The following is a 20,673-nucleotide window of genomic DNA, read 5'->3' as shown; positions in this document are numbered from 1 at the left end:
TAAAAGTCTATCATCACGTTTCGCCCCTTCACAACCACTTGGCACTATTGTCACCGATTCGTACGGTCGACTAATCATCAGCGGGGGCTCGGCGGGCTAATTCTCGCTAAAAAAACAAGCATTTCTCGAGTGAGAAATGCTTGTTTAAACGTGTCCGTTAGTTGTTTTGCCGTGTGCCAGCGAATGTACGCCCCAATCCAACCTCCAGAAATGAAATTAGAACTTGTCTATCGCTGCATATTTACACAGACTCGTATTTTTCCAGCGGTCCTCCGCTGGCCGCTTTTGACCTGAAAATCCGCACGTTTAAACCCTGCTTCATGGCAAGTTAACTTAAGCAGTTGCACCCAAGTGGCGTTTCTTAGGCGCTACTTTGACAGCATTGACGTCTTCGTCCTTGAACCCGAACATCCAAGTCAAGGCAAATGAGACGACGATGGTAGCTGCAGATGCAATCAAGAAGCCGTATAAGCTGAAGTCGAGGCCCTTGGGGTTAACGAAGGATGTGAACCCAATCAGTGAACCGGTAAATCCCCACATATTAACGTTCAGGAGGCCAGTTAAGAAACCACCGACTGCCGCACCAATGCTGGCAGTGATAAAGGCCCGACCGTATTTCAAGTTAATCCCGTACATGGCGGGTTCCGTAACACCGCAAAAGGCTGAGATGGTTGCGGGCCAGGCGAGTTCTTGAATATTGGCTAGTTTAGATTTCAATGCAATCGCTAGAACCGCGCCACCTTGGGCAACCATCGTCGCAGAAACGATCGCATTCAAGTAGCTGTGGCCGGTCGTCGCAATATCGTTCGCCACGATTGGAATAACGGCCCAGTGCAACCCAAAGATAACCAACACTTGGTAAAAACCACCGATAATGAGCCCAGAGATAGCGGGACTCAAGTTGTAGATCCAGACGATCAAGTTGGCTAAACCAGTCGATAATACCGTAATGATCGGGCCGAGGAATAATAGAATGGCCCCAGAAACAATCACAACTTCAAATAATGGCACAAAAATCATCCGTAAAACCGTTGGAATCACCCGTTTTAACCACGGTTCGAGCTTGCTTGCTAACCAAGCGCCCGCAATCATTGGGAAAATCGAATACGTGTACGACGCAATGTGAACGGGTAATCCGAAGAAGTCAGCATTGATGCCCATTCCTAGTAGCGTCCCGGTCGCTTTGCCGCTCGCCATGGTCACAATCGCAGGATACGTGAGCACCCCACCGATGATTCCCATGATAACAGGGTCGGCACCCAACTTTTTACCAGCCGTGAAGCCGACAAAAATTGGCAGGAAGTAGAAGACGGAATCGCCCATCGCATTAATAATCACATAAGTTGGCGCGGTCGTGCTGACAACTTTGAAGGTCGTCAGTAGCGCCAAGATTCCCTTTAAAATACCAGAAGCAGCCAACAGTCCAATCACCGGAATCATCGAACCAGTGATGACGCCAATCAGGCTGCTAAAGCCCCATTTGACCTTGCCCCAAGTCGTTGTTGGTCGATTAGCAGCGGCCGCCGTTTCAGCCACCGCCTGAGCAGTTGCCGAATCGTTGGAGAAGTGCGGCCCAATTTGCTTGATAACGGCATCGTAAACATCCGTGACCGCCGGACCAATGACGACTTGATACTGACCGCCTGCCTTGGCGACATCGATGACGCCTTTTAAGTTCCGAATCGCGTCATCGTTGGCTTTGCTCTCATCTTTCAGATAAAAACGGAGCCGCGTAATGCAGTGAATCAAACTATTGATATTGTCGACTCCTCCAACATTGGCGACGATGTCCGTCGCGAGTTGGTCATATTTGCCCGCCTTAGGTAGCCGATTCTGACGTTTGGCATTAAACGTATTCGCGTTCAAACGCCCGGTCGCCGTCACGTCACCGGCTGTTTTTTGTCCAGTCGTCACGTCCAATAATTCGAGTTTGTCACTGGAATTTGTAACGGCCAGAATGACCGTCGTCTGACGGTTAGCGGCGACGATGGCCTCCAGATTCATCGTCGCGATCACATCACCCGCTTGAACGTCATCACCCACGGCCACCTGAACGTCAAACGGCGCACCCTTTAAATCGACCGTATCAATGCCCAAGTGCACCAATACTTCCAGATGATCGTCCGGGGTCGTAAAGCCAATCGCATGCTTCGTCTCAGCGACCATCGTAACCTTACCACTGACTGGCGCCACCACTTGACCACTTGTTGGTTGCACGCCAAATCCTAAGCCCATCATTCCTGCTGAAAAGACCGGATCTTTGACGGTATCGAGCGTCATGACATCCCCACTGACTGGCGCTAATATTTTAACTGTTTGTTCCTTTGCCATACCCATTCCTCCATTCTTAACCTAACAACAATGCAACGGCTTGATACGGTTGCATCGTCAACTGCGACGTCATTTTGACATCGTCGTAATTTGACAATAAGACGCGTGCGCCCACCATTTCATCCGGCAACGTGACCGTGGTCGGTTGCTCGTAAAAATTCGTCAAAACGAGCAATTTCTGTTGGTGATACGTCCGCCAATAACCAAAGACTTGTGGATCATCTAACCGCCAAGATTGATAGCCGCCGTCTGCAATAATTGGCATCGTCTTGCGTAATTTAATGAGCTGTTGATAATAATTGAAGATTTCACCGTGCGCCAGTTCGTTGTTGACATTAATCGTCGCCTGATTGGTCGGGGCCAACCACGGCCGGCCAGTCGTAAAACCAGCCTGGGCGCTGTCATCCCACTGCATCGGTGTCCGTGAATTGTCGCGCGCCTTCGTCTTAACAATCGTAAAGGCATAGTGGTGACTATATCCGCTTCGAATCAGGGCCCGATACGCATTGAGCGCTTCAACGTCCACGTAATCCGCCATGTTATCGTAGTCCGGGTCGGTCATCCCTAATTCTTCACCCATGTAGATGAAGGGCGTCCCCCGCAGTAAATGAATGACGGTCGCCAACATTTCAGCTGATTTTTCACGATACTGGCCGACATTTCCAAATCGGTTCAGGGCCCGCGGTTGGTCATGATTGTTCCAGAAGAGCGCTTGCCAACCGCCACCAGCGGCCATGCCACTCGCCCAGCTATCTAATAATTGCTTCAACCGTGGAAAATCAAAGGCCATCCGTGACCATTTGCGGCCATCTACATAATCCGTCTTGAGATGGTGAAAGTTAAAGACCATCGATAATTCATGATTGGCCGGATTGGTATAGCCAACGCTATTTTCAACGGTCGTCGACGACATTTCACCAACCGTCACACTATCTGGGTCTTGACCGAAGCTCGCCGCGTTCAGTTCCTTGAGATAGTCATGAACGATTGGCGTATCAGTATACAACGTCTTACTTGGAACACCTTTCGGAGCGTCAACTAACTGTTCGGCCTTACCCGTGACGTTGATGACATCGAAGCGGAAACCCTGAACCCCCTTGTGCCGCCAAAAGTTGACGACATCGGCACATGCTTGGCGGACATCCGGGCTATGCCAATCCAGGTCTGCCTGGGTCGGATCATATAAGTGCAAGTAATATTTTCCAGTATCTCCAAAGGGCGCCCAGGCCGGCCCACCAAACTTCGATTCCCAATTAGTTGGGAGTTGGCCATCCGGCTTCGGCGGCCGTAAATAATAAAATTTTTGATAGTGTTCATCACCTGCCAAGGCCTTTTGGAACCACTCATGTGCAGTGGAGGTGTGATTGAGCACCATGTCGAGCATGACACCGATACCATTAGCTTTCAGCTTCGCGACGAGTTCTTCGAAATCAGTCATCGTCCCAAACATCGGGTCAATGTGATAGTAATCAGCGATGTCGTAACCGTTATCATTTTGGGGTGAGACAAAAAATGGATTGAACCAAATCATGTCGACATTCAGTTGCTTAAGATAGTCAATCTTCTGAATAACTCCCTGTAAATCCCCGATCCCGTCACCGTTGCTATCATAAAATGATTTCGGGTAAATCTGGTAAATCACTTGTTCTGATAATTTCATTCTGCAATCCTCTCATGCTAGGTTATTTCTTGGTCCGGCGAGCAAAATCCCGGAAACTGAACCGGTCGGCCCGATGACGGGATTCCGTGTACTGGAACGCCCGCGCATCCGTTAAGCTCGTCACACTGCTGACGATTGCCACATAGGCGCCCTTATTCAACGCTAAGTGCTCACGGTCTTCCTCAGTAGCCGGGGCCATCGTAATTTCCTTCGTCGCATACCCAATCGTCAATCCCAATTGGTCTTCAAAGTAGGCGTACAACGACTCCTCAGCCGCCCGTTTGGGAACGTCCGGAACGACTGACTTCAAAATATAATCCTTATCAATAATGGCTGGTTCCCCATTGATGACCCGCACGCGCTTGATCGCCGTGACGGGTGCTTCGGTCAATTCCGTGCCTAACGACGTAAAATCAGCTACCGGTAATAGGGCGTCCGGTTGATAATCGTAAACCACATTCTCCGTTTTAATGTGTAACTTCGCGGCTAATTCCTTATAACTGACGATTCCCGAAACCGGAAATTCATATTGGCGGTGCTCAATCACAATGGACCCTTTCCCCCGAATCTTCTGGATATAGCCATCGTCGGCCAAGGTCGCTAACGCTTTACGACCAGTCTCACGGGAGATGCCATATAATTCGCACAATTGATGTTCGCTAGGCAAATAACTGCCAATCGGATAAACTTCCGCGTCAATTTTCTGTAACAGATCTTGATACACTAACGCCGCTTTGTTCACGGCCAACACCTCGCTTTGTTATCGCTTTCATTTAAGAATATAATCTTATTTAGACAAGTTGTCAACAATTTGAATTATTAGGCCTTAAATCAGCTGTTCATCAACGTTATATAATTATATCGGAATTTTACAGACGTCTAGACATGAGGCTTATGCTCGAATTTTCAATTTCAAGGTACTGCATCATGTATCCAAAATAAAAATCAGTAGCTATAACATGGGTTTAATAACTACTGATTTTTTCACTGTTTAAAGTTAACGTTATAATTCACTTATCCCATTTTGTTGACTGCCATTGTGAGTATGGCACATAAATAAGCTTTTGATTTTTTTGGATATGCATACGACGCTTATACATTGAATATTGAAAACGCGTTCTAGCAGGCGAACTATCCCACAAGAATTGTTCGAAAGGTAATTTACGCACATAAACGACTTTCGCATGACGAGCCAATTGTGTTTTTATCACCGCTACTCTAGCATGATTAACATGGCCGTTCATCCCCATAGTTACCAACATAAAGGCCATCGAGACTACCCCAAAGATTTCAAAGACATTCGAAATTTCCGACTGATCATTTGACACAACCACATTAATGACATCAATAGCTGCTAGTATTATAAACGCAACGGTATTAAATGCACATCGTGGACCATATGGTGTAATTGCAACAAATGGTGCCGACAATAATAATGCCGAAACGATATAAAAACATAATCGTAACTTCAATTCTTTTTCTTGGATAAAAGCAAAAATCGTGACCACCAGCACTGCAATATAGAAAACACTACCAACGGCTAAATATTCATTAACAACCGTCATATTAAAATTGTTAGTCGGAAAAAGATTACGAATGAACGCGGCGAACACAGAGTACCCTAGCAAGTAAGAACTCAAGATACCTTTGAGCAGACGATTACCACGTGTGTCTCGATACATTAGAATGATTATTCCCATACTCAATACAAGTAACAGCAATCCGTTTTGTTGAAAAACATACTTGGCCATTTGGTTCGTGTACATCGTAATGGCTTGAGAAAACAATCCATTATGTGCTGTATGTCGCAGCGTATCATGGCCTGTAAAAACACGAACATACGATGGATTCAAAAACATGATTAAACCACCGACAACAATGCCACTAAAATATGCAACATTTAGTCGAAGCTGTCGGCGTGATTTACGCAAATATAAGAATGCCATTAGCGATAAACATAACAAATAAAAAGTAACATGTTCAATAATTAACGCAGAGGCTACGCCTAGAACGAACATCCCAATGTAATTAATTGCTTTAACTTTTAACGAAATCGGATGATACGTAGCAATCCAGTGACAATAAACAAATATGACAAGTGCGCCCAAAATATAATTGATAAATCCGGCGAACCATCCGAATGATTGAGCATAGACTGAAGTTGAAATTGTCGTAAATAATCCAGTTGCTAGCAAATAATGCCAGGGTTTAGCTTTGTCTTTGCCAACAGCAATGTTTACGACAAAATAAACCAGTAGCGTATTTATAACTGTAAATAAAATCACTCTTATTAGAGTGCTACGTGAAATTATAATTTCAAGTGTATTACTCAATATTCGGCCATTATATCCGACATATCCATTGGCTAAACGATTGAGACCAATTTGTGACCCCCATGTCCAATCATCGCCAGTCAGTGGTGTCACAAATCCTAAAATAGCCCAAAAAATACCAATTCCAAATAAAATGATGTGGGTCGTATTAATCTGACTTTTCCTTTTTTGTTCCAAAATTTTCAAGTTCCCCCTTGTTACATTAAACCTAGCTACGGCACAGGTTAGAATGTGTCATTATCAATCATTATCAATAATACAGTATAGATATCTCAATTAAAAGCGAGTCATCATAATACTTATCCAATTAGAAGAATAGTTAAACAGTATAGATTAAATCAAATTGAGAAAAGATTTCCTCATGAAGTGTGCGTCTTCTATACCAGATCAGCCATTATAAATAACGCTGAACACTAACTTAATTAACCACCAAATGCATCTCATCTACCTTATGCAATGTTTTAATTCTTCGAGTATCCGGGCATCGGTGCGCCTTGTACTTTGACTTACCACAATATCCGACTTTGTGCGACGAAAAAAGCACGACCGGCCTAGCCAGTCATGCTTCATACTTACCTAATTAATGATTTAATTCGAATGCTTGATTATGAGTGGCGTCTACACTAGCAGCATCACTAGCCGCTTGTTCTTCGGCCATCAAACGAGCCCGTTCATGCTTGTTGTACCAAGGTGAGACCGTGAAGGCTAAGATATCGTTGATCAAATAAATTGAGCTGTTGATAAACATCGCCAACGTTGCGGAACCTTGACGGAACGAAATGAACCAGAGTACCATCTGAGCTAGCCCAGAAGCAATCCACCAGAAGTACTGGTTGTTGTAACGGAGGAAGCAGATGACCCCTGCCGTCAAACAAATGGCGAAACTAATGGCATCGACCCACGGCCGCGGATCATCAGTCAACGCACCAATGAGGTAACCAGAGATGGCGTAAACGACGAGGGTTGCAACAATTGCGACGACCCAAGTCTTACCGGTGAATTTCCGAATCTTGGACACCATGTTCACGTTCCAGTTAGCACTCAGTAACACTGGGATATCGAGCGTTACAACGTAGGCTAATTGTTCGCCGATACTTAAGTAGTTTTTGGCTGAAAAACCAACCACGATGAAACAAGCTGCTGAAATAACACCCAATAATCCATTGACTGATTTGGCGGCGTTAATGGCTAACACGCAAAGAACACCCAAAGTTGTCCCAATAAATGTTAGAATAGACAATGCTGTGATTGGGGCACTGACCAAAGTCATCACTTGACACCCTAAGCTAAAATAGAATAAGTAGTAGTTCTGTTGTGGCCAACCCTTCAGTTGGTGTGATAAGAATTTAAAATAATTACTCAAAATCATGCTCCTCTTTCCGTTCATCATATGCGGTTGTAGGTGTCTAGTTGGCCAACCAGTCACGTCACACTACTACATGTAGTGTTTCCGTTCGAAACAACACAATATATTGTATCATTATCTCAGCCGATGAAAAGAGAAAAATTCCATTTTTATATTAGATTGTTCGCAACCAATCCGCTTCCGTCCCGCCAATTTGGCTTTTTTGGCGTGGCGATTTTTTTCGTTTTTTTTAGCGTTAAGTTACTGGAAACGCTATCATTAGCAAGTGCAGACAATGGCTTTTGTCGGACCACCTCGCTTGCAGTATACTGGAGGAGAACAATCTTTTAGCTTTACAATATAATTAATTTTTTGGAGGAACCTCATGATTACGCTTAAATCAGATCGTGAAATCCAAGGGATGCAAGCTGCCGGTGACATTATGGTGGGCTTGTTCCACGCCCTTGAAGATTACATCAAACCAGGTATCACGACTTGGGATGTCGATCACTTTGCTTACGAATACATCACCGCGCACGATGCGACCCCTGGTGAACTTAACTTTGAAGGCTACAAATACTCAACTTGTGTCAGCGTCAACGACATGATTTGCCATGGCTGCCCAAGTAAGGACATCTTAGTTAAGGACGGTGACTTATTAAAGGTCGATACGGTCATTAACTACCACGGTTACCTCAGTGACTCTTGCCACGCCTTCGTTGCCGGGACTCCTGCACCAGAAGTTAAGAAATTAATGGAAGTGACCCACAAAGCGCTATACCTGGGCATCGACCAAGCCGTTGTTGGCAACCGTATCGGTGATATTGGTTGGGCAATTCAAAACTACGCTGAAAACGAAATGGGTTACGGTGTCGTTCGCGAATACATCGGCCACGGCATTGGACCGACGATGCACGAAAAGCCCGACGTTCCTCACTATGGCGAAGCAGGTCACGGTACCCGCTTGAAAGCCGGCATGACCATAACGATCGAACCCATGGTCAACATTGGCGACTGGCGCTCCGGCGAAACTGCTGATGATGGCTGGACCGTTCGGACGTTAGACGGCAGCTTGAGTTGCCAATACGAACACACCTTGGTTGTCACGGATGACGGTCCTAAGATCTTATCTTCATTCGATAACGACTTCGACGCTAAGTATTTATGGCATAAATAATCATCACTTTATTAGATAGTAACCAACCGCTTGAACAAGCCGACCTTGAACTTGTTCAGGCGGTTTTTGTCTAGATTTACGCATTGTCCTAAGTAATTTGGCATGAATCATGATTAAATCATGCCAATCGTTTGGCTTACTGTTCGTCAGCCGATGCGCGTCCCATTCCGACTTCCGGGGCCGGCTGACAATTGCTGGAACGTAAGCCGACATCGATTTGAACTCACGCAGAAACCCACTGCGCAATTTCAAATACGAGTCTTATTCTAAGCCGGAAGCAACCCACTTCCAGCTAAGAATAATTTGGTTACTGAGCATTGTCAGCCAGCCCCTCCAGTCGGGAAGCCGCTCGAATGGCAGATGAACGGCCACCTATCTGGGTATAATTGACCACTGAATATTAGGTGACTGGTCCTTCGGGCAAACTTTTAGTTGGTATCGATAATGACTTATCGTATTTATTTACTGAAAAGATTTCTGAATGCTATTTGCTCATCTCAACACCACGAATTCAATGGCAATTAGTCTTGAAATGAATCGATGAAATTGCCGTCGCTTAGAATTCAAGGCTTTGTTATCTCGAACGACTTGGGAAAATTCTGACAAGTTAAGCGAATCCGCGATTTAAAAAAGTTAAAACACGAGTATGGAAGTTTAGCTGTCATTAGGAACCAGCAACTAATCCAACAAAAAGTTGAGTCCGCACATGTCTGCCTTTCGAATACCATCCCAGGCTGGAAGGCGTTTCTGACAATGCTCAGCGATGAAATTCCACTTAGCAAGCGTCTTTGGCTTGGTTAGTGGAAGACCAGTATTTAAGACGCGAGTTTCGGCTTAAATCTGTGTCCATCGCGTTCCAGCGTTGTCAGAAATGCCTGGAAGCCGGAATAAGACGCAGCTATCACAGAAAGTTTACGCTAGCTCGCACCGTTTCCAGCGGTCCTTAGCTGGCAGCTCTTGAACTTAGAAAATAACATGACTTAATCATCTTTAGTGCTCAAAATAACCGGCACAATGCGTTAAATTATTTTCAATTGCTGACCACTTTTCAAGCGAGTTGTGGCAAGGATTATCGCTGATAACGCGATTAAACATTACGTCAACCAGGCTCAACTTAAACTTGACAGCCACAAATTCAACTTGTATAGTTATCACCAACCAAACCAGAGGAGGATCAGACATGACTCAATTAACTAGCAATGCTTTGAATAACTGTTGTTGCCGAACCGCGCGCTTATTGCGATGTTCGGCCTGTTAAGCATTGACTTTTTGAGGAGTGTCATCCTAAAAATCAATGTCCAGCACGGCTGGATATTGAACTGGGCGCGACGAATTCATTCGAATTCTCGCGCCCTTTTTGTCGTTTTTGGCACCCCCGCCAACAAACCTACTGGGAGGAATTTTCATGCTCGTACACCATATCCAAGAACTAATCGGTCACACCCCATTAATCGAACTACCCATCGCCGTTCCTAACGACAGCCATATTTATGCCAAACTCGAGATGTTCAACCCGGGCGGCAGCATCAAAGATCGGCTGGGCGATTACTTGATTCAAGATGGCTTGCAAAGTGGCAAAATCAACGCCACGACCACCATCATTGAGCCCACAGCTGGCAATACCGGAATTGGGTTAGCTCTAGCTGCTCAACATCACCAGCTCAAAACAATTCTAGTCGTTCCGGAAAAATTCAGTATGGAAAAACAGGTTTTGATGCAAGCACTCGGCGCTGAAATCGTACACACACCTAGTGAACAAGGGATTCAAGGTGCCATCAAGAAAGCAACTGAACTGGCTGTCAGCATTCCAAATAGTTACGTCCCGATGCAATTCAAGAATCCTGCTAATCCCGCGGCCTACTACCACAGTCTGGCGCCGGAGATTCTCGCTGATATGCCGCACTCGGTCACTGCCTTTGTCGCTGGTGCCGGTAGTGGTGGCACGTTCGCTGGCGTCGCGGCCTATCTTCAGGCACACGACGCTGCGACTCAGGCCGTGGTTGTTGAACCAGAGGGCTCGATCCTAAATGGTGGCCCCGCGCATGCTCACCGGACTGAAGGAATCGGCGTCGAATTCATCCCGCCATTCTTCGAGCAAGTCCGAATCGACCAGACGTTGACCATCGCGGACGACGATGCCTTTGCGGCCGTTCGCCAGTTAGCCCGCAAACACGGCTTATTCGTCGGTAGCTCGAGTGGTGCGGCGCTGGTTGCGAGCCTGAAATTAGCTGAAACTTTGCCACACAACAGCCATATCGTCACTATTTTCCCAGACAGCAGCGAACGCTATCTCAGTCAAAAAATTTATTCGAAATGAGGCCTTTTAAAATGAAATTTGAAACGCAATTAATCCATGGTGGTATCAGTGAAGACGCAACGACCGGCGCGACCTCCGTGCCAATCTACATGGCGTCGACCTTCCGTCAAACTAAGATTGGTCAAAATCAATACGAATACTCCCGGACGGGTAATCCGACCCGAGCAGCCGTCGAAGCACTGATTGCGACCCTGGAACACGGCACTGCCGGCTTCGCGTTTGCATCCGGTTCAGCGGCCATCAACACGGTCTTCTCCCTGTTTTCCGCTGGCGACCACATTATTGTGGGCAATGATGTCTACGGTGGGACTTTCCGGCTGATTGATGCCGTCTTAAAGCACTTCGGCATGACATTTACCGCCGTCGACACCCGCGATTTAGCCGCAGTATCAGCTGCGATCACCCCGGATACCAAAGCGATTTATTTAGAAACACCGACTAATCCGCTGCTACACATCACGGACATTGCCGCCATCGCGACGCTTGCGCACCAGCACGGGTTACTCAGCATCATCGACAACACCTTTGCTTCGCCATACGTGCAAAAGCCCCTTGATTTAGGCGTCGACATCGTCTTGCACAGCGCATCCAAATATCTTGGCGGCCATAGCGATGTCATCGGCGGACTGGTAGTCACAAAGGACGCGGCATTGGGTGATAAGATCGGCTACCTCCAAAACGCCATCGGCAGTATCCTCGCGCCCCAAGAAAGTTGGTTACTCCAACGCGGGATGAAGACCTTGGCCTTACGCATGCAGGCACACCTGGCCAACGCCGAAAAAATCTTCGCGGCACTCAAAGCAAATCCCGCCGTGGCGAAGATTTACTACCCAGGCGACCCAGACAATCCAGATTATGAAATCGCGAAGAAACAAATGAATGGGTTTGGCGCCATGATTTCATTTGAACTCCAGCCCGGGATGAACCCTCAGACATTCGTGGAGCATCTGCAAGTGATCACCTTAGCTGAAAGTCTTGGCGTCCTTGAAAGTTTGATTGAGATTCCGGCCCTCATGACTCACGGCGCAATTCCACGTCCAATTCGGCTACAAAATGGCATTCAAGACGAACTCATTCGGTTGTCCGTGGGCGTCGAAGCCATCGATGATTTATTAGCTGATTTAGACCGTGGATTTGCCAGCGTCGAAGCGGGGTAATGCGATGTGGCAGACAGCACGTGCAATTCTAAAACGCGACCCCGCGGCCACTAATCTCCGCACGGTCCTACTCACCTATCCCGGCTTACACGCGCTCGCTTGGCATCGCCTAGCCCACTACTGCGAGCGGCACCATTGGTCGTTACTGGCTGCTCTCATTAGCCAACACGCGGCGCATCGGACGGGTATTTTGATTCATCCGGCTGCTCAGATTGGCCAGCGCGTCTTCATTGATCACGGCATCGGCACCGTCATCGGGGCAACAGCCGTCATCGAAGACGATGTCACCCTACTGCACGGCGTGACGCTCGGGGCACGCCAAGCTGGGCAAACTGGGCAGCGTCATCCGCATATTGGGGCCGGTGCCTTCATCGGTGCCAACGCTCAAATCTTAGGTCCAATCTCGATTGGCGCCCACAGTAAGGTCGGTGCTGGCGCCATCGTCTTGACCAACGTCCCAGCTTACGCCACCGCAGTCGGTAATCCCGCTAGAATCATCAATGCACAACTCCACGCTTATCATCAGGCCGTCCAGTGACAGCTAATTTTAGGGACTGACGAATTAGAACTGACGAATTAGAACTGACGAATTAGAACTGACGAATTAGAACTGACGAAAAGGCGATTCAGCCTATCCTGAATCGCCTTTTTGCGTACAATCTTCACGATACAAAACTACTCACCTGAGTCTCAGTACAGATCCGTCCGACAGCCCAATCTGAGGTTAACCTGTCAGTCACTGGTCCGTGACGCTAACCGTGCAGCTGACAAGGCTCAACAGACCCGCAATACCCGTGCCGACCTGAATCTGGCATCCAGCAAACCGCTATGGTCTCGTAGCGCAGCGAATCAAATCAGCCGCAGTTATCTGAATCAGCAACTTCCCTAGTCAGTAGCGACAAACGCAAATTTCGACCAAGGGCCAACAGCGTCTAACAGAACGAGTTGGTCTGGTGCAATCGTTGCGACTAAGTTCTTGCGCTGATCTTGATGGGGTTGTAACACGATTTGAAGTTCATTTTGATACTTGCCAAATTGGTCGTTTCCGATGACGACATCACCGCGTTGAAACGTGTGCCGGTCCTCATTGACTGGATTGGCGTCATGATACCGTTTGCGGACCGCTGTCGACCGAATGGTTAGGTCATTAATATCCCCGCGCCGTTCATGCAAGTTATCCAGTAAAATCTGCCGTTCCACCGGATGGCTCGCCGCGGTAGGTGTCACCGTAAACGTCAAGTGGTAGCGGTTCAGTCGTCCCAACTGTTGCAAGTCCGTCTGTGAAGCGTAGGCGTTCCCAATAATGGCACTGTCGATCAGTCCGGTCGAAAATAGATGCTGGACCTGAACTGCGAGTGGCCAATCACGATGCATTTCTAAGGTCGGTAAACCGTCATTGATGTCCCACGGTCCGATGGTCGCTCCCGGTGCCGTAACGAAGGCTGCTGTCTCAATGCCCGCACGTTTGAACCGCTGAGAACACGCAATGAAGAAATCAAGGGGCAGACCAGTTCCGCGCTGCGGATAAAAGTTATGGCAACCATAAAGAAACGGCTGATTCGCACCGTACGTCAAAATATTAGGTAAGTACTCGACGTCGTTACTCATGTTCAGCTCCAAATCGAGTCCTGGTGGGTTGTAAGACATCCAGGCTTCTTCATGCCCATCAAAGCCCGCATCTAGTCGCAGCGCGTCCGCTCCCAGTGACGCAAAATAACTCAAATCCTGATACGATACGCCTAGCTGGTCAAAGATATTGGGCGCGACATCGAGCGTCGTCTTGAAGCCGAGCTGGTGCGCGTGCTGAATCAGCCGTTGATATTTCTCCGTAACGCGCGCTTTACCGTCCTGTACTTCCAGCATACTGACGAACAAACGTGTAAAACCAGCCTGTGCGGCAATGTCTAAGTAAGCGCAATCCTGCTCAAAATCACTGTGGTCTGGATATAGCGAAATTCCTAAAGTCCGTTTCGTCATTCACGTTTCCCCCGTTCTAGTGCCTCAAAGGCTTGCAAGTAGCGATTCGCAATCACAGTAGCCAAGTAAATCGTCGTGACGACCGTTATCATCACTGGTAGGTGCCACCAAGCGACTAGGCCAATCACGACCAGTAGACTCGCTAATGCCCGCCAGACAATGTGCCGGTGTCGCAAGTAACCTGGAATCAACCCCCGATTGACCAGCCATTCGCTAACAATCAGTGGCACAGCTAACATCAATAATCCCAACACGTGCATGAACCCCCTATTCTTTGCTCAATTGCTGTTTTTCAAACACTTTGAAGAATGGATAGTAGATGATCAGGTCAATCACAAAATTGACACAGGATAAAATCAGCGCCGGCACGCTCCAGTTAGTACTGACAAACGCACCAAGCGGTCCCGGAACGGTAAATGGCAGCCGCGCCATCATCATCGGCACCACGCCGGTAATGGTTAGGACGTAGCTCAACGTACCCGTGATGAGTGGACCAACAATAAAAGGAATCCCTAAGATCGGGTTCATCACGATTGGCGCCCCAAACACAATCGGTTCGTTAATATTGAACAGACCGGGCAACAGGGATAGTTTGCCCAAGTCGCGCAGATAGGTCGATTTGGAGAAGATGAACAACACCACCAAGGCCAAAGTTCCCCCGGCACCACCAATCCAAATAAACCACTGTAAAAATTGCTCAGTAAAAATCGTGGATAAGTTGTGCGCACTCGTCCCGCTCGTAAATTCACTCATATTTTGGGCAATCGACATTTCCCAAAACGGCCGAATGACCGGGTCCATGATTGCCGCCCCGTGAATCCCAAGGGTCCAAAAACCGGTAATCAGGAAAATCGTCAGTAAGCCACCAAATAAGCTATTACCGACTAAGACCCCTTTTAAAGGCATCAATAGTGAACTTAAGAATGAAGAAATATTGAAATCAAAGACATAGCGAATGACCCAAAACAGTATCAAAATCACCGCAGCGGGCACCAACGCGACGAACGAATTCGAAACTTCTGGCGGAACACCTTCTGGCATTTTGATCGTAATATTGCGGTTTTTCAAATAGCGAAAGATTTCGACGGTCAATAGGCCGGTAATAATTGACCCAAAGAGGGACGACGCGCTCAGGTTCGCAATATTGATATAGCGACCAGTATTGATGACATCACTCACATTTTTGGTCACGTGCACCGGAACCGCTGTCGACACGAGGAAGGCGAGAATCGCCAGAATTCCGTTAGTTAACTTATCTAACTGATAACTTTCAGCTAGTGACGACGCAATCCCAAACGTTGCGTATAGTGCTAAAATCCCGACCGTATAGCGAAATGGCACGTCGAGAATTTCTGCATAGGGTGCTAAAAAATTAGCCACTGCTTCAATCGGCATGTTGTTTAAAATGGTGAAGAACGACCCGACGATCGTTAGCGGTAGCGTGGAAATAATTCCTTTCCGAATCGCTGTCATATGGCGCTGAGTCCCCACCTTATTCGCCACTGGCAGGACTTTGGCATTCAGTAAATTGATAAAGTTATCCATATCGTTCCTATTAGCCAACTATGGTGAACGCAAAATGTGTCACGCTATTTTGCGTCAAGAAAGATTGCATCCTTTCTTTCAATCATTTATACCCATCAAGTTGATTGACGAAACCACTACAACGGTCCTCACCGTGACACGGATTGACCCCCTTCAATCCGCCACCATATCACTTTCTTATGGATTGTCTGGCATCCGCCCCGGCAACGTTGCGACCACGACATTGCAGAATTTACAGGACCTCCTTTTGTCACACATCATATCATGTGACCGTTACCGCGTAAAAGATAGTGAAGCCTAAATTGTACACCAGTCTGATGGGTCGCTAAATCGGCCAAAGATCCGGCAATCAGTCGCTTCTGCCATCATTGATGACGCCCCAAAAAAGCTCCCGATAATCAGTGATCGATTATCGGGAGCCTAATATTAGTCATTTTCTGCAATTAGCAGTGACCGTCTTTTAATGTTAAATCCGGCTTTAACTAGTCCACGAACTTAGCAGCAAATTCGCTAAATTGCTTCCCGGCACCAGCTAAGAACTTTTGAGTGCCTTCATTCGTGATTTGGCCGTTTTCATCCGCCAACTTGTCGGTGTTACCAATGTATAATTCTGGTTGTTGCATCGTTGGCATGTCTAAGAAGACTAAGGATTGACGCAAAACATGGTGTGCCAAAACGCCGGAGATGCCGGAGATTGATTGTGAAGCAACCAAGGCTGGCTTGCCACCCCAAACACTTTGACCCCATGGACGTGACGCAACATCCAACGCATTCTTCAATGCTGCGGGGATGCTACGGTTGTGTTCTGGTGTGACAAAGATGAAGGCGTCTTGAGCAGCCACGGCTTCACGGAATTCCGTGTATTCTGCAGGTGAATCTGCATCGTAGTCTTGGTTGTACAGTGGTAACTTAGCGATGTTGAGATAAGTTACTTCTGCATCAGCTGGTAAGCCAGCAACGATTGCATCCGCAACCCCTTTAGAATAAGAATTTTTACGAATAGAACCTACGATTACACCATATTTAGTCATTATCAAACAATCCTTTCAAAATTAATTTTTTCATTTCACTTACTAATAGTAAGTATATCAAGTTGATTCAAAAGTGCAACCTTTTTCACCCATTAATTTTAACAGTCAGACCCATCATTCGTCATAAATGTTGATATATCAATGTTTATCAGCATTAAAAAAAGCGACTCACAACGGTCTGACCCGGTGAGTCGCACTAATCAACATGTCTGGCGTTATCCTTCTAAGAAATCTTGATAGTCATTATCGACCTGCGTCACGTACGCGGCCGCCCATTTCGCCATGGCTTCATCAAATTTCGTCGAGTGACCAACGTAGCCGCGAATCATGGCTGCCGTCGGGCTTTGGGCATGGGCTTTCGCCAGAATCATGGCACAAGTGTTGGCATAGGCCTGGAATTGGCCCCAATCCAACGTTGGAATGTCGATCGACTCCTTCATGTCCCGGAACTGACGCACATAGAAGCTCTTGTCTCCCACTTGGAAATAACCTAAGAACGCATCCGACGTCGCTTGCAAAATCCGCTGGGAGCTCACGATCCGTTGTCCTTCCGTCAATTCCATCGCCGCCGTCAATGCTGGCCGTGACCGACTACCGACTTGCCGCGTGGGCAGCGCTTCCTTGATTTGAAGGACCAGATGGCTACCGTCCGTACTCGTCAATAAGACTAAGTAGCATAAGGAACCGAAGCTACCGACCCCGACACTATGCCGAATAATGTCCGTCACTTCGTATTGTGAGAGCAACAAGGCGACATCCGTTCGCACATTCAATAAATAATCCTGAATCCCCACTTTCAAATCATGGGTCGTCTGACGATCAACGTGGACCGAGCGCGGCGCATTCTCCTTAAATTGGCGTTCACCGCGGCTATTGGTCACGGTAAACTTCCGAACGACTTGCTCAGAATTCCGTTTTTGAGCCTTTTTGACCAGCCCCGCAATCAAGTCAGCGGTATCTTCTGGTGCCCCACCAAAATTCAGGACGGCTTGCACTTCATTGTCGCGATAAAAGCGGTCGAGCGTCGTCTGGTCAAACATCCGTTGAAGTGCGTCTCGGTAACTCGCACTTGCGGCTTGAACCAGCTTTTCAACTTTTTTGGGTTTAAAATTGGAATCGCGAGCCGCAAGAAAAATGCTCACGAGTAAGCGCCGTAAATCCCATTCCCAGGGATGGACGCCAGCTTCATCGAAGTCATTCAGGTCAAAGACCAAGCGGCGTTCCGGTGAGGCATAGAAGCCAAAATTACCGAGATGGGCATCGCCACAAACGACGGCCGGAATCTCGGTCGACGCCTGGTAGTCCAAGTCATAATCCATTAATTCCACGGACCCCCGAAAAAAGGCAAAGGCCGACGCTGACATGCGTTCACGCCGTAATGGCAGCAGTTCAGGAACTAGCATCTCACGCACGTGGCGGAGGTAGTCACCGGCGTTCCGTTTTACTGGGGTGAAAACACCTAATTGTTCAAATGACGTGACTTGGCGCCGGGCCTTCCCAAGCGCAATCAATTCGGCGACCGTGTGATGTTGCCGAATATGTGTTAAATCAAGTGGTGGCATGGTATCAAATCCTTTTAAAATTGTTTTAATTGTAAGTCGTCATTCGCCGTCGCAATATGTTATTATTGCGGTGGTCGCGTCCTAATTATTAAACAGCTTATCTTAATTTACAAGCGATTTTCATGATAAAACGATGATTCTAGTTGACGTGTTCCCTAAAGTCACCTACAATTTAAAGTATAAATGATACCGCTTTCAAAAAGCGAGGAGGTCACGTATTATGGCAAATTCTGAAAAAACACTAGTCCTAGTTAAACCCGATGGTGTCAGTGAAGGACACATCGGTGAGGTCATCACTCGGTTAGAACGTAAAGGTTATCAAATTGCCGCCTTGAAGGTGATTAAAGCGACTGCTGAACAGCTCCAACAACATTACAGCGAAAAAGTCGGCAAACCATACTTTAAGGAAATCGAGACCTATATGATGGAAGGCCCAATGGTAGCCATTATTGTGAGTGGCTCCGGCGTCGTTAAAGCTGTCCACCGGCTTGCTGGGAGCACCCGGCCAGCTGAAGCGCAACCCGGCACCATTCGGGGTGACTACGCTCATGAATATCCAGATGGTATCTTGAGAAACATCATTCATACCTCAGATAGTCGTGAAAACGCCCATCACGAAATCGCCATTTGGTTCCCTGAACTGGCGGTTAAGGCGCGTAAAGCTGAAGCCAAAGTGAAGGCTTAACTCACGCACCAATCAAGTTAGACTGATAAGATCAAAACCCGCGTCCAGCACCACTCGGACGCGGGTTTTCTGTTTGCTGATGGCGACCAACTGCCGCTACGTTAGTAAAGCTTCCGAAGCTAACCGGTAAAGTAACCCAACTAACCGCCCCAATCCGTCGAAATCTTCGCACTAATTGTTCGTACTGGTTATGATTAAACCAATCAACTAATTGGTTTGGGGGAATCATTATGAATTTAGTCGTTGGACCATACGTAAGGCGGCCACGTGCCACCAAGACAGCCACTATCAATACGAGTAAGTTTTCGATGTTCAACTCACTACGGCGCATCGACGAATGTCTGGCACTCATCAAACGAACCGGTACACCGGGCCTGACTGATTCCACTGCGACACTCGGATTGAATCTGACCCATTTGATGGGCTTAAATGTCATCGTGACTAGCAATCATCGGAGCTTCACAATTATTGTCCAGGGCCGGCAGAATACCTTTACCTTGACTGGCTGCATCATCGAAGACACCTTCCACAACATGGCACACCCGCTGCGGACGGATTACCTTATTTCATTGAACCGGCAACTCATCACTAATAGCGATGACTTGATTGAGCAATTGTATGACCACTATTAATCAGCACCACCTCATCAATTAGGGACAAGCAACCGCCGCTCAGATCTTTCTGAGTCCGGCATGGCTTGTCCCTATTTTTGTGTGTAGCACTTTCAGAGTGCGAGGTTCAGACGGGTTGGGATTGAGGATTAGCCTAGCTAGAACGTTAAGCGGTGACTTTCTGCTTGGCGTTCTGGCGTAGCTAACCGGAAGTCCCAGTCTGACCGAACACGTTTCGGCAATACCACATCGGACGTGGAATATTAATATTTGAGAGGCGGACTGTCTACTTGACACTAAAGACGATTGAGGCATGCCAGTTTGGATTGTTATTCGTCAGCCGGTGCTCTCCTTATTCCGCCTTCCGGGGCCGGCTGACAACGCTGGAACAGGGCGGACATCGATTTGAACTCACGCAGAAGTTCGCTGCGTAATTTCAAATACGAGTCTTCTTCTAGCCCGGGAACCCCACCCGGACAAGAAGAACTTCGCCCTTGAGCATTGTCAGCCAGCCCCTCCAGTCGGGAAGCCGTTCGAATGGCGGATGAACGGCCACCTATCTGGGTACAATTGGACATTGAATTTTGAAAGACTGATCTTTCAGGCAAAGGCCTAATCAGTATCGATAATAATTTATGGTATTTAAATGCTAGGAAGATTATTCATCAACTTCAATAGCAACTAATCTTGAACCCAGTCAATAGAATTGCCTTTCGTTTAACGTGCAGCCTTTGCTATTTTAGGTGATTAGACAAAATCCATATAACGTTTCGGCAACGCTGCTGTTTCACCAACACAAGTCTGCCAACATGCAACTAGTGGGACAAGTTTTACAGTTAGATGTCAAATAGCTGTTTACTTAAGTGTCAACGACCAGCTCCTCAAAGGTTGGGTCCGCACATGTCCGCCTTTCGAATACCATCTCCGGCTGGAAGGCGTTTT

The 20,673-nt window shown here is 47.3% G+C and carries 16 protein-coding genes; 6 read left to right on the top strand and 10 right to left on the bottom strand.

Annotation, left to right across the window (positions count from 1 at the left end; genetic code table 11):
* Window positions 1–333: 333 nt before the first annotated feature.
* From KGF70_RS08490 to pnuC, 5 genes are all read right to left on the bottom strand, one after another.
* Window positions 334–2,331 carry a PTS glucose transporter subunit IIABC gene (locus tag KGF70_RS08490; RefSeq protein ID WP_216768399.1) on the bottom strand — a complete coding sequence of 666 codons (1,998 nt, stop codon included), beginning with the start codon at window positions 2,329–2,331 and terminating at the stop codon, window positions 334–336.
* Window positions 2,332–2,347: 16 nt separating this feature from the next.
* Complete coding sequence (gene treC, locus KGF70_RS08485) at window positions 2,348–3,991, bottom strand: alpha,alpha-phosphotrehalase (protein ID WP_216768400.1); 1,644 nt, start codon at window positions 3,989–3,991, stop codon at window positions 2,348–2,350.
* Window positions 3,992–4,013: 22 nt separating this feature from the next.
* Window positions 4,014–4,733, bottom strand: coding sequence for a trehalose operon repressor (gene treR / locus KGF70_RS08480; RefSeq protein WP_216768401.1), 720 nt, complete (start codon window positions 4,731–4,733; stop codon window positions 4,014–4,016).
* Window positions 4,734–5,001: 268 nt separating this feature from the next.
* Window positions 5,002–6,510, bottom strand: coding sequence for a DUF6056 family protein (locus KGF70_RS08475; protein ID WP_216779189.1), 1,509 nt, complete (start codon window positions 6,508–6,510; stop codon window positions 5,002–5,004).
* Between the two features lie 394 nt (window positions 6,511–6,904).
* Window positions 6,905–7,693: a nicotinamide riboside transporter PnuC gene (gene pnuC / locus KGF70_RS08470; RefSeq protein ID WP_050337875.1), complete on the bottom strand. Its 789-nt coding sequence runs from the start codon at window positions 7,691–7,693 to the stop codon at window positions 6,905–6,907.
* 361 nt (window positions 7,694–8,054) lie between these two features.
* Here pnuC and map point away from each other — a divergent pair, with 361 nt between their 5' ends.
* From map to epsC, 4 genes are all read left to right on the top strand, one after another.
* A complete protein-coding gene (gene map, locus KGF70_RS08465; RefSeq protein ID WP_003637486.1) occupies window positions 8,055–8,846 on the top strand; it encodes a type I methionyl aminopeptidase in 792 nt (263 codons plus the stop codon).
* A 1,405-nt stretch (window positions 8,847–10,251) separates the two neighbouring features.
* Window positions 10,252–11,163, top strand: coding sequence for a PLP-dependent cysteine synthase family protein (locus tag KGF70_RS08460; protein ID WP_216768403.1), 912 nt, complete (start codon window positions 10,252–10,254; stop codon window positions 11,161–11,163).
* 11 nt (window positions 11,164–11,174) lie between these two features.
* Window positions 11,175–12,320: a PLP-dependent aspartate aminotransferase family protein gene (locus KGF70_RS08455; protein ID WP_216768404.1), complete on the top strand. Its 1,146-nt coding sequence runs from the start codon at window positions 11,175–11,177 to the stop codon at window positions 12,318–12,320.
* 4 nt (window positions 12,321–12,324) lie between these two features.
* Window positions 12,325–12,858: a serine O-acetyltransferase EpsC gene (gene epsC, locus KGF70_RS08450; RefSeq protein WP_101872690.1), complete on the top strand. Its 534-nt coding sequence runs from the start codon at window positions 12,325–12,327 to the stop codon at window positions 12,856–12,858.
* Window positions 12,859–13,205: 347 nt separating this feature from the next.
* Here the strand turns inward: epsC and KGF70_RS08445 are convergent, their stop codons facing one another.
* The 5 genes from KGF70_RS08445 to KGF70_RS08425 all read right to left on the bottom strand — a co-directional run bounded on the left by KGF70_RS08445 (window position 13,206) and on the right by KGF70_RS08425 (window position 18,435).
* Window positions 13,206–14,297 carry a DUF871 domain-containing protein gene (locus KGF70_RS08445; RefSeq protein WP_216768405.1) on the bottom strand — a complete coding sequence of 364 codons (1,092 nt, stop codon included), beginning with the start codon at window positions 14,295–14,297 and terminating at the stop codon, window positions 13,206–13,208.
* On the bottom strand, window positions 14,294–14,557 hold the full coding sequence (locus tag KGF70_RS08440) for a hypothetical protein (protein ID WP_152704834.1): 264 nt from the start codon (window positions 14,555–14,557) through the stop codon (window positions 14,294–14,296). Before KGF70_RS08440 ends, KGF70_RS08445 begins: the two co-directional genes overlap by 4 nt.
* Before the next feature lie 7 nt (window positions 14,558–14,564).
* The gene (locus KGF70_RS08435) at window positions 14,565–15,842 is read right to left on the bottom strand and encodes a PTS sugar transporter subunit IIC (protein WP_050337882.1); all 1,278 of its coding nucleotides are present in this window, start codon (window positions 15,840–15,842) and stop codon (window positions 14,565–14,567) included.
* Between the two features lie 482 nt (window positions 15,843–16,324).
* Entirely contained in the window at window positions 16,325–16,873 is a 549-nt protein-coding gene (locus tag KGF70_RS08430) for an NADPH-dependent FMN reductase (protein WP_050337883.1), read from the bottom strand.
* 215 nt (window positions 16,874–17,088) lie between these two features.
* Window positions 17,089–18,435, bottom strand: coding sequence for a DUF2252 domain-containing protein (locus KGF70_RS08425; RefSeq protein WP_003637478.1), 1,347 nt, complete (start codon window positions 18,433–18,435; stop codon window positions 17,089–17,091).
* A 220-nt stretch (window positions 18,436–18,655) separates the two neighbouring features.
* On the opposite strand from KGF70_RS08425, the gene ndk reads away from it, so the two are divergent.
* Together ndk and KGF70_RS08415 are read left to right on the top strand one after the other, a co-directional pair.
* Window positions 18,656–19,120 (top strand): nucleoside-diphosphate kinase, encoded by a 465-nt coding sequence (gene ndk, locus KGF70_RS08420; protein ID WP_003637477.1) that lies wholly within the window; start codon window positions 18,656–18,658, stop codon window positions 19,118–19,120.
* 230 nt (window positions 19,121–19,350) lie between these two features.
* Window positions 19,351–19,752, top strand: a complete 402-nt coding sequence (locus KGF70_RS08415; protein WP_050337885.1) for a hypothetical protein — start codon at window positions 19,351–19,353, stop codon at window positions 19,750–19,752.
* Window positions 19,753–20,673: the final 921 nt, after the last annotated feature.

Source organism: Lactiplantibacillus sp. 7.2.4, from assembly GCF_018991185.1.
Lineage (GTDB): Bacteria > Bacillota > Bacilli > Lactobacillales > Lactobacillaceae > Lactiplantibacillus > Lactiplantibacillus pentosus.
This window is presented reverse-complemented; position numbering and strand designations above follow the sequence as displayed.

What these genes read in the sequence shown, in the direction of transcription:
- KGF70_RS08490 (WP_216768399.1), bottom strand. Translation starts at nt 2,331, where the DNA reads ATGGCAAAGGAACAAACAGTTAAAATATTAGCGCCAGTCAGTGGGGAT.
- treC (WP_216768400.1), bottom strand. Translation starts at nt 3,991, where the DNA reads ATGAAATTATCAGAACAAGTGATTTACCAGATTTACCCGAAATCATTT.
- pnuC (WP_050337875.1), bottom strand. Translation starts at nt 7,693, where the DNA reads ATGATTTTGAGTAATTATTTTAAATTCTTATCACACCAACTGAAGGGT.
- map (WP_003637486.1), top strand. Translation starts at nt 8,055, where the DNA reads ATGATTACGCTTAAATCAGATCGTGAAATCCAAGGGATGCAAGCTGCC.
- KGF70_RS08460 (WP_216768403.1), top strand. Translation starts at nt 10,252, where the DNA reads ATGCTCGTACACCATATCCAAGAACTAATCGGTCACACCCCATTAATC.
- KGF70_RS08455 (WP_216768404.1), top strand. Translation starts at nt 11,175, where the DNA reads ATGAAATTTGAAACGCAATTAATCCATGGTGGTATCAGTGAAGACGCA.
- epsC (WP_101872690.1), top strand. Translation starts at nt 12,325, where the DNA reads ATGTGGCAGACAGCACGTGCAATTCTAAAACGCGACCCCGCGGCCACT.
- KGF70_RS08445 (WP_216768405.1), bottom strand. Translation starts at nt 14,297, where the DNA reads ATGACGAAACGGACTTTAGGAATTTCGCTATATCCAGACCACAGTGAT.
- KGF70_RS08440 (WP_152704834.1), bottom strand. Translation starts at nt 14,557, where the DNA reads ATGCACGTGTTGGGATTATTGATGTTAGCTGTGCCACTGATTGTTAGC.
- KGF70_RS08435 (WP_050337882.1), bottom strand. Translation starts at nt 15,842, where the DNA reads ATGGATAACTTTATCAATTTACTGAATGCCAAAGTCCTGCCAGTGGCG.
- KGF70_RS08430 (WP_050337883.1), bottom strand. Translation starts at nt 16,873, where the DNA reads ATGACTAAATATGGTGTAATCGTAGGTTCTATTCGTAAAAATTCTTAT.
- KGF70_RS08425 (WP_003637478.1), bottom strand. Translation starts at nt 18,435, where the DNA reads ATGCCACCACTTGATTTAACACATATTCGGCAACATCACACGGTCGCC.
- ndk (WP_003637477.1), top strand. Translation starts at nt 18,656, where the DNA reads ATGGCAAATTCTGAAAAAACACTAGTCCTAGTTAAACCCGATGGTGTC.
- KGF70_RS08415 (WP_050337885.1), top strand. Translation starts at nt 19,351, where the DNA reads ATGAATTTAGTCGTTGGACCATACGTAAGGCGGCCACGTGCCACCAAG.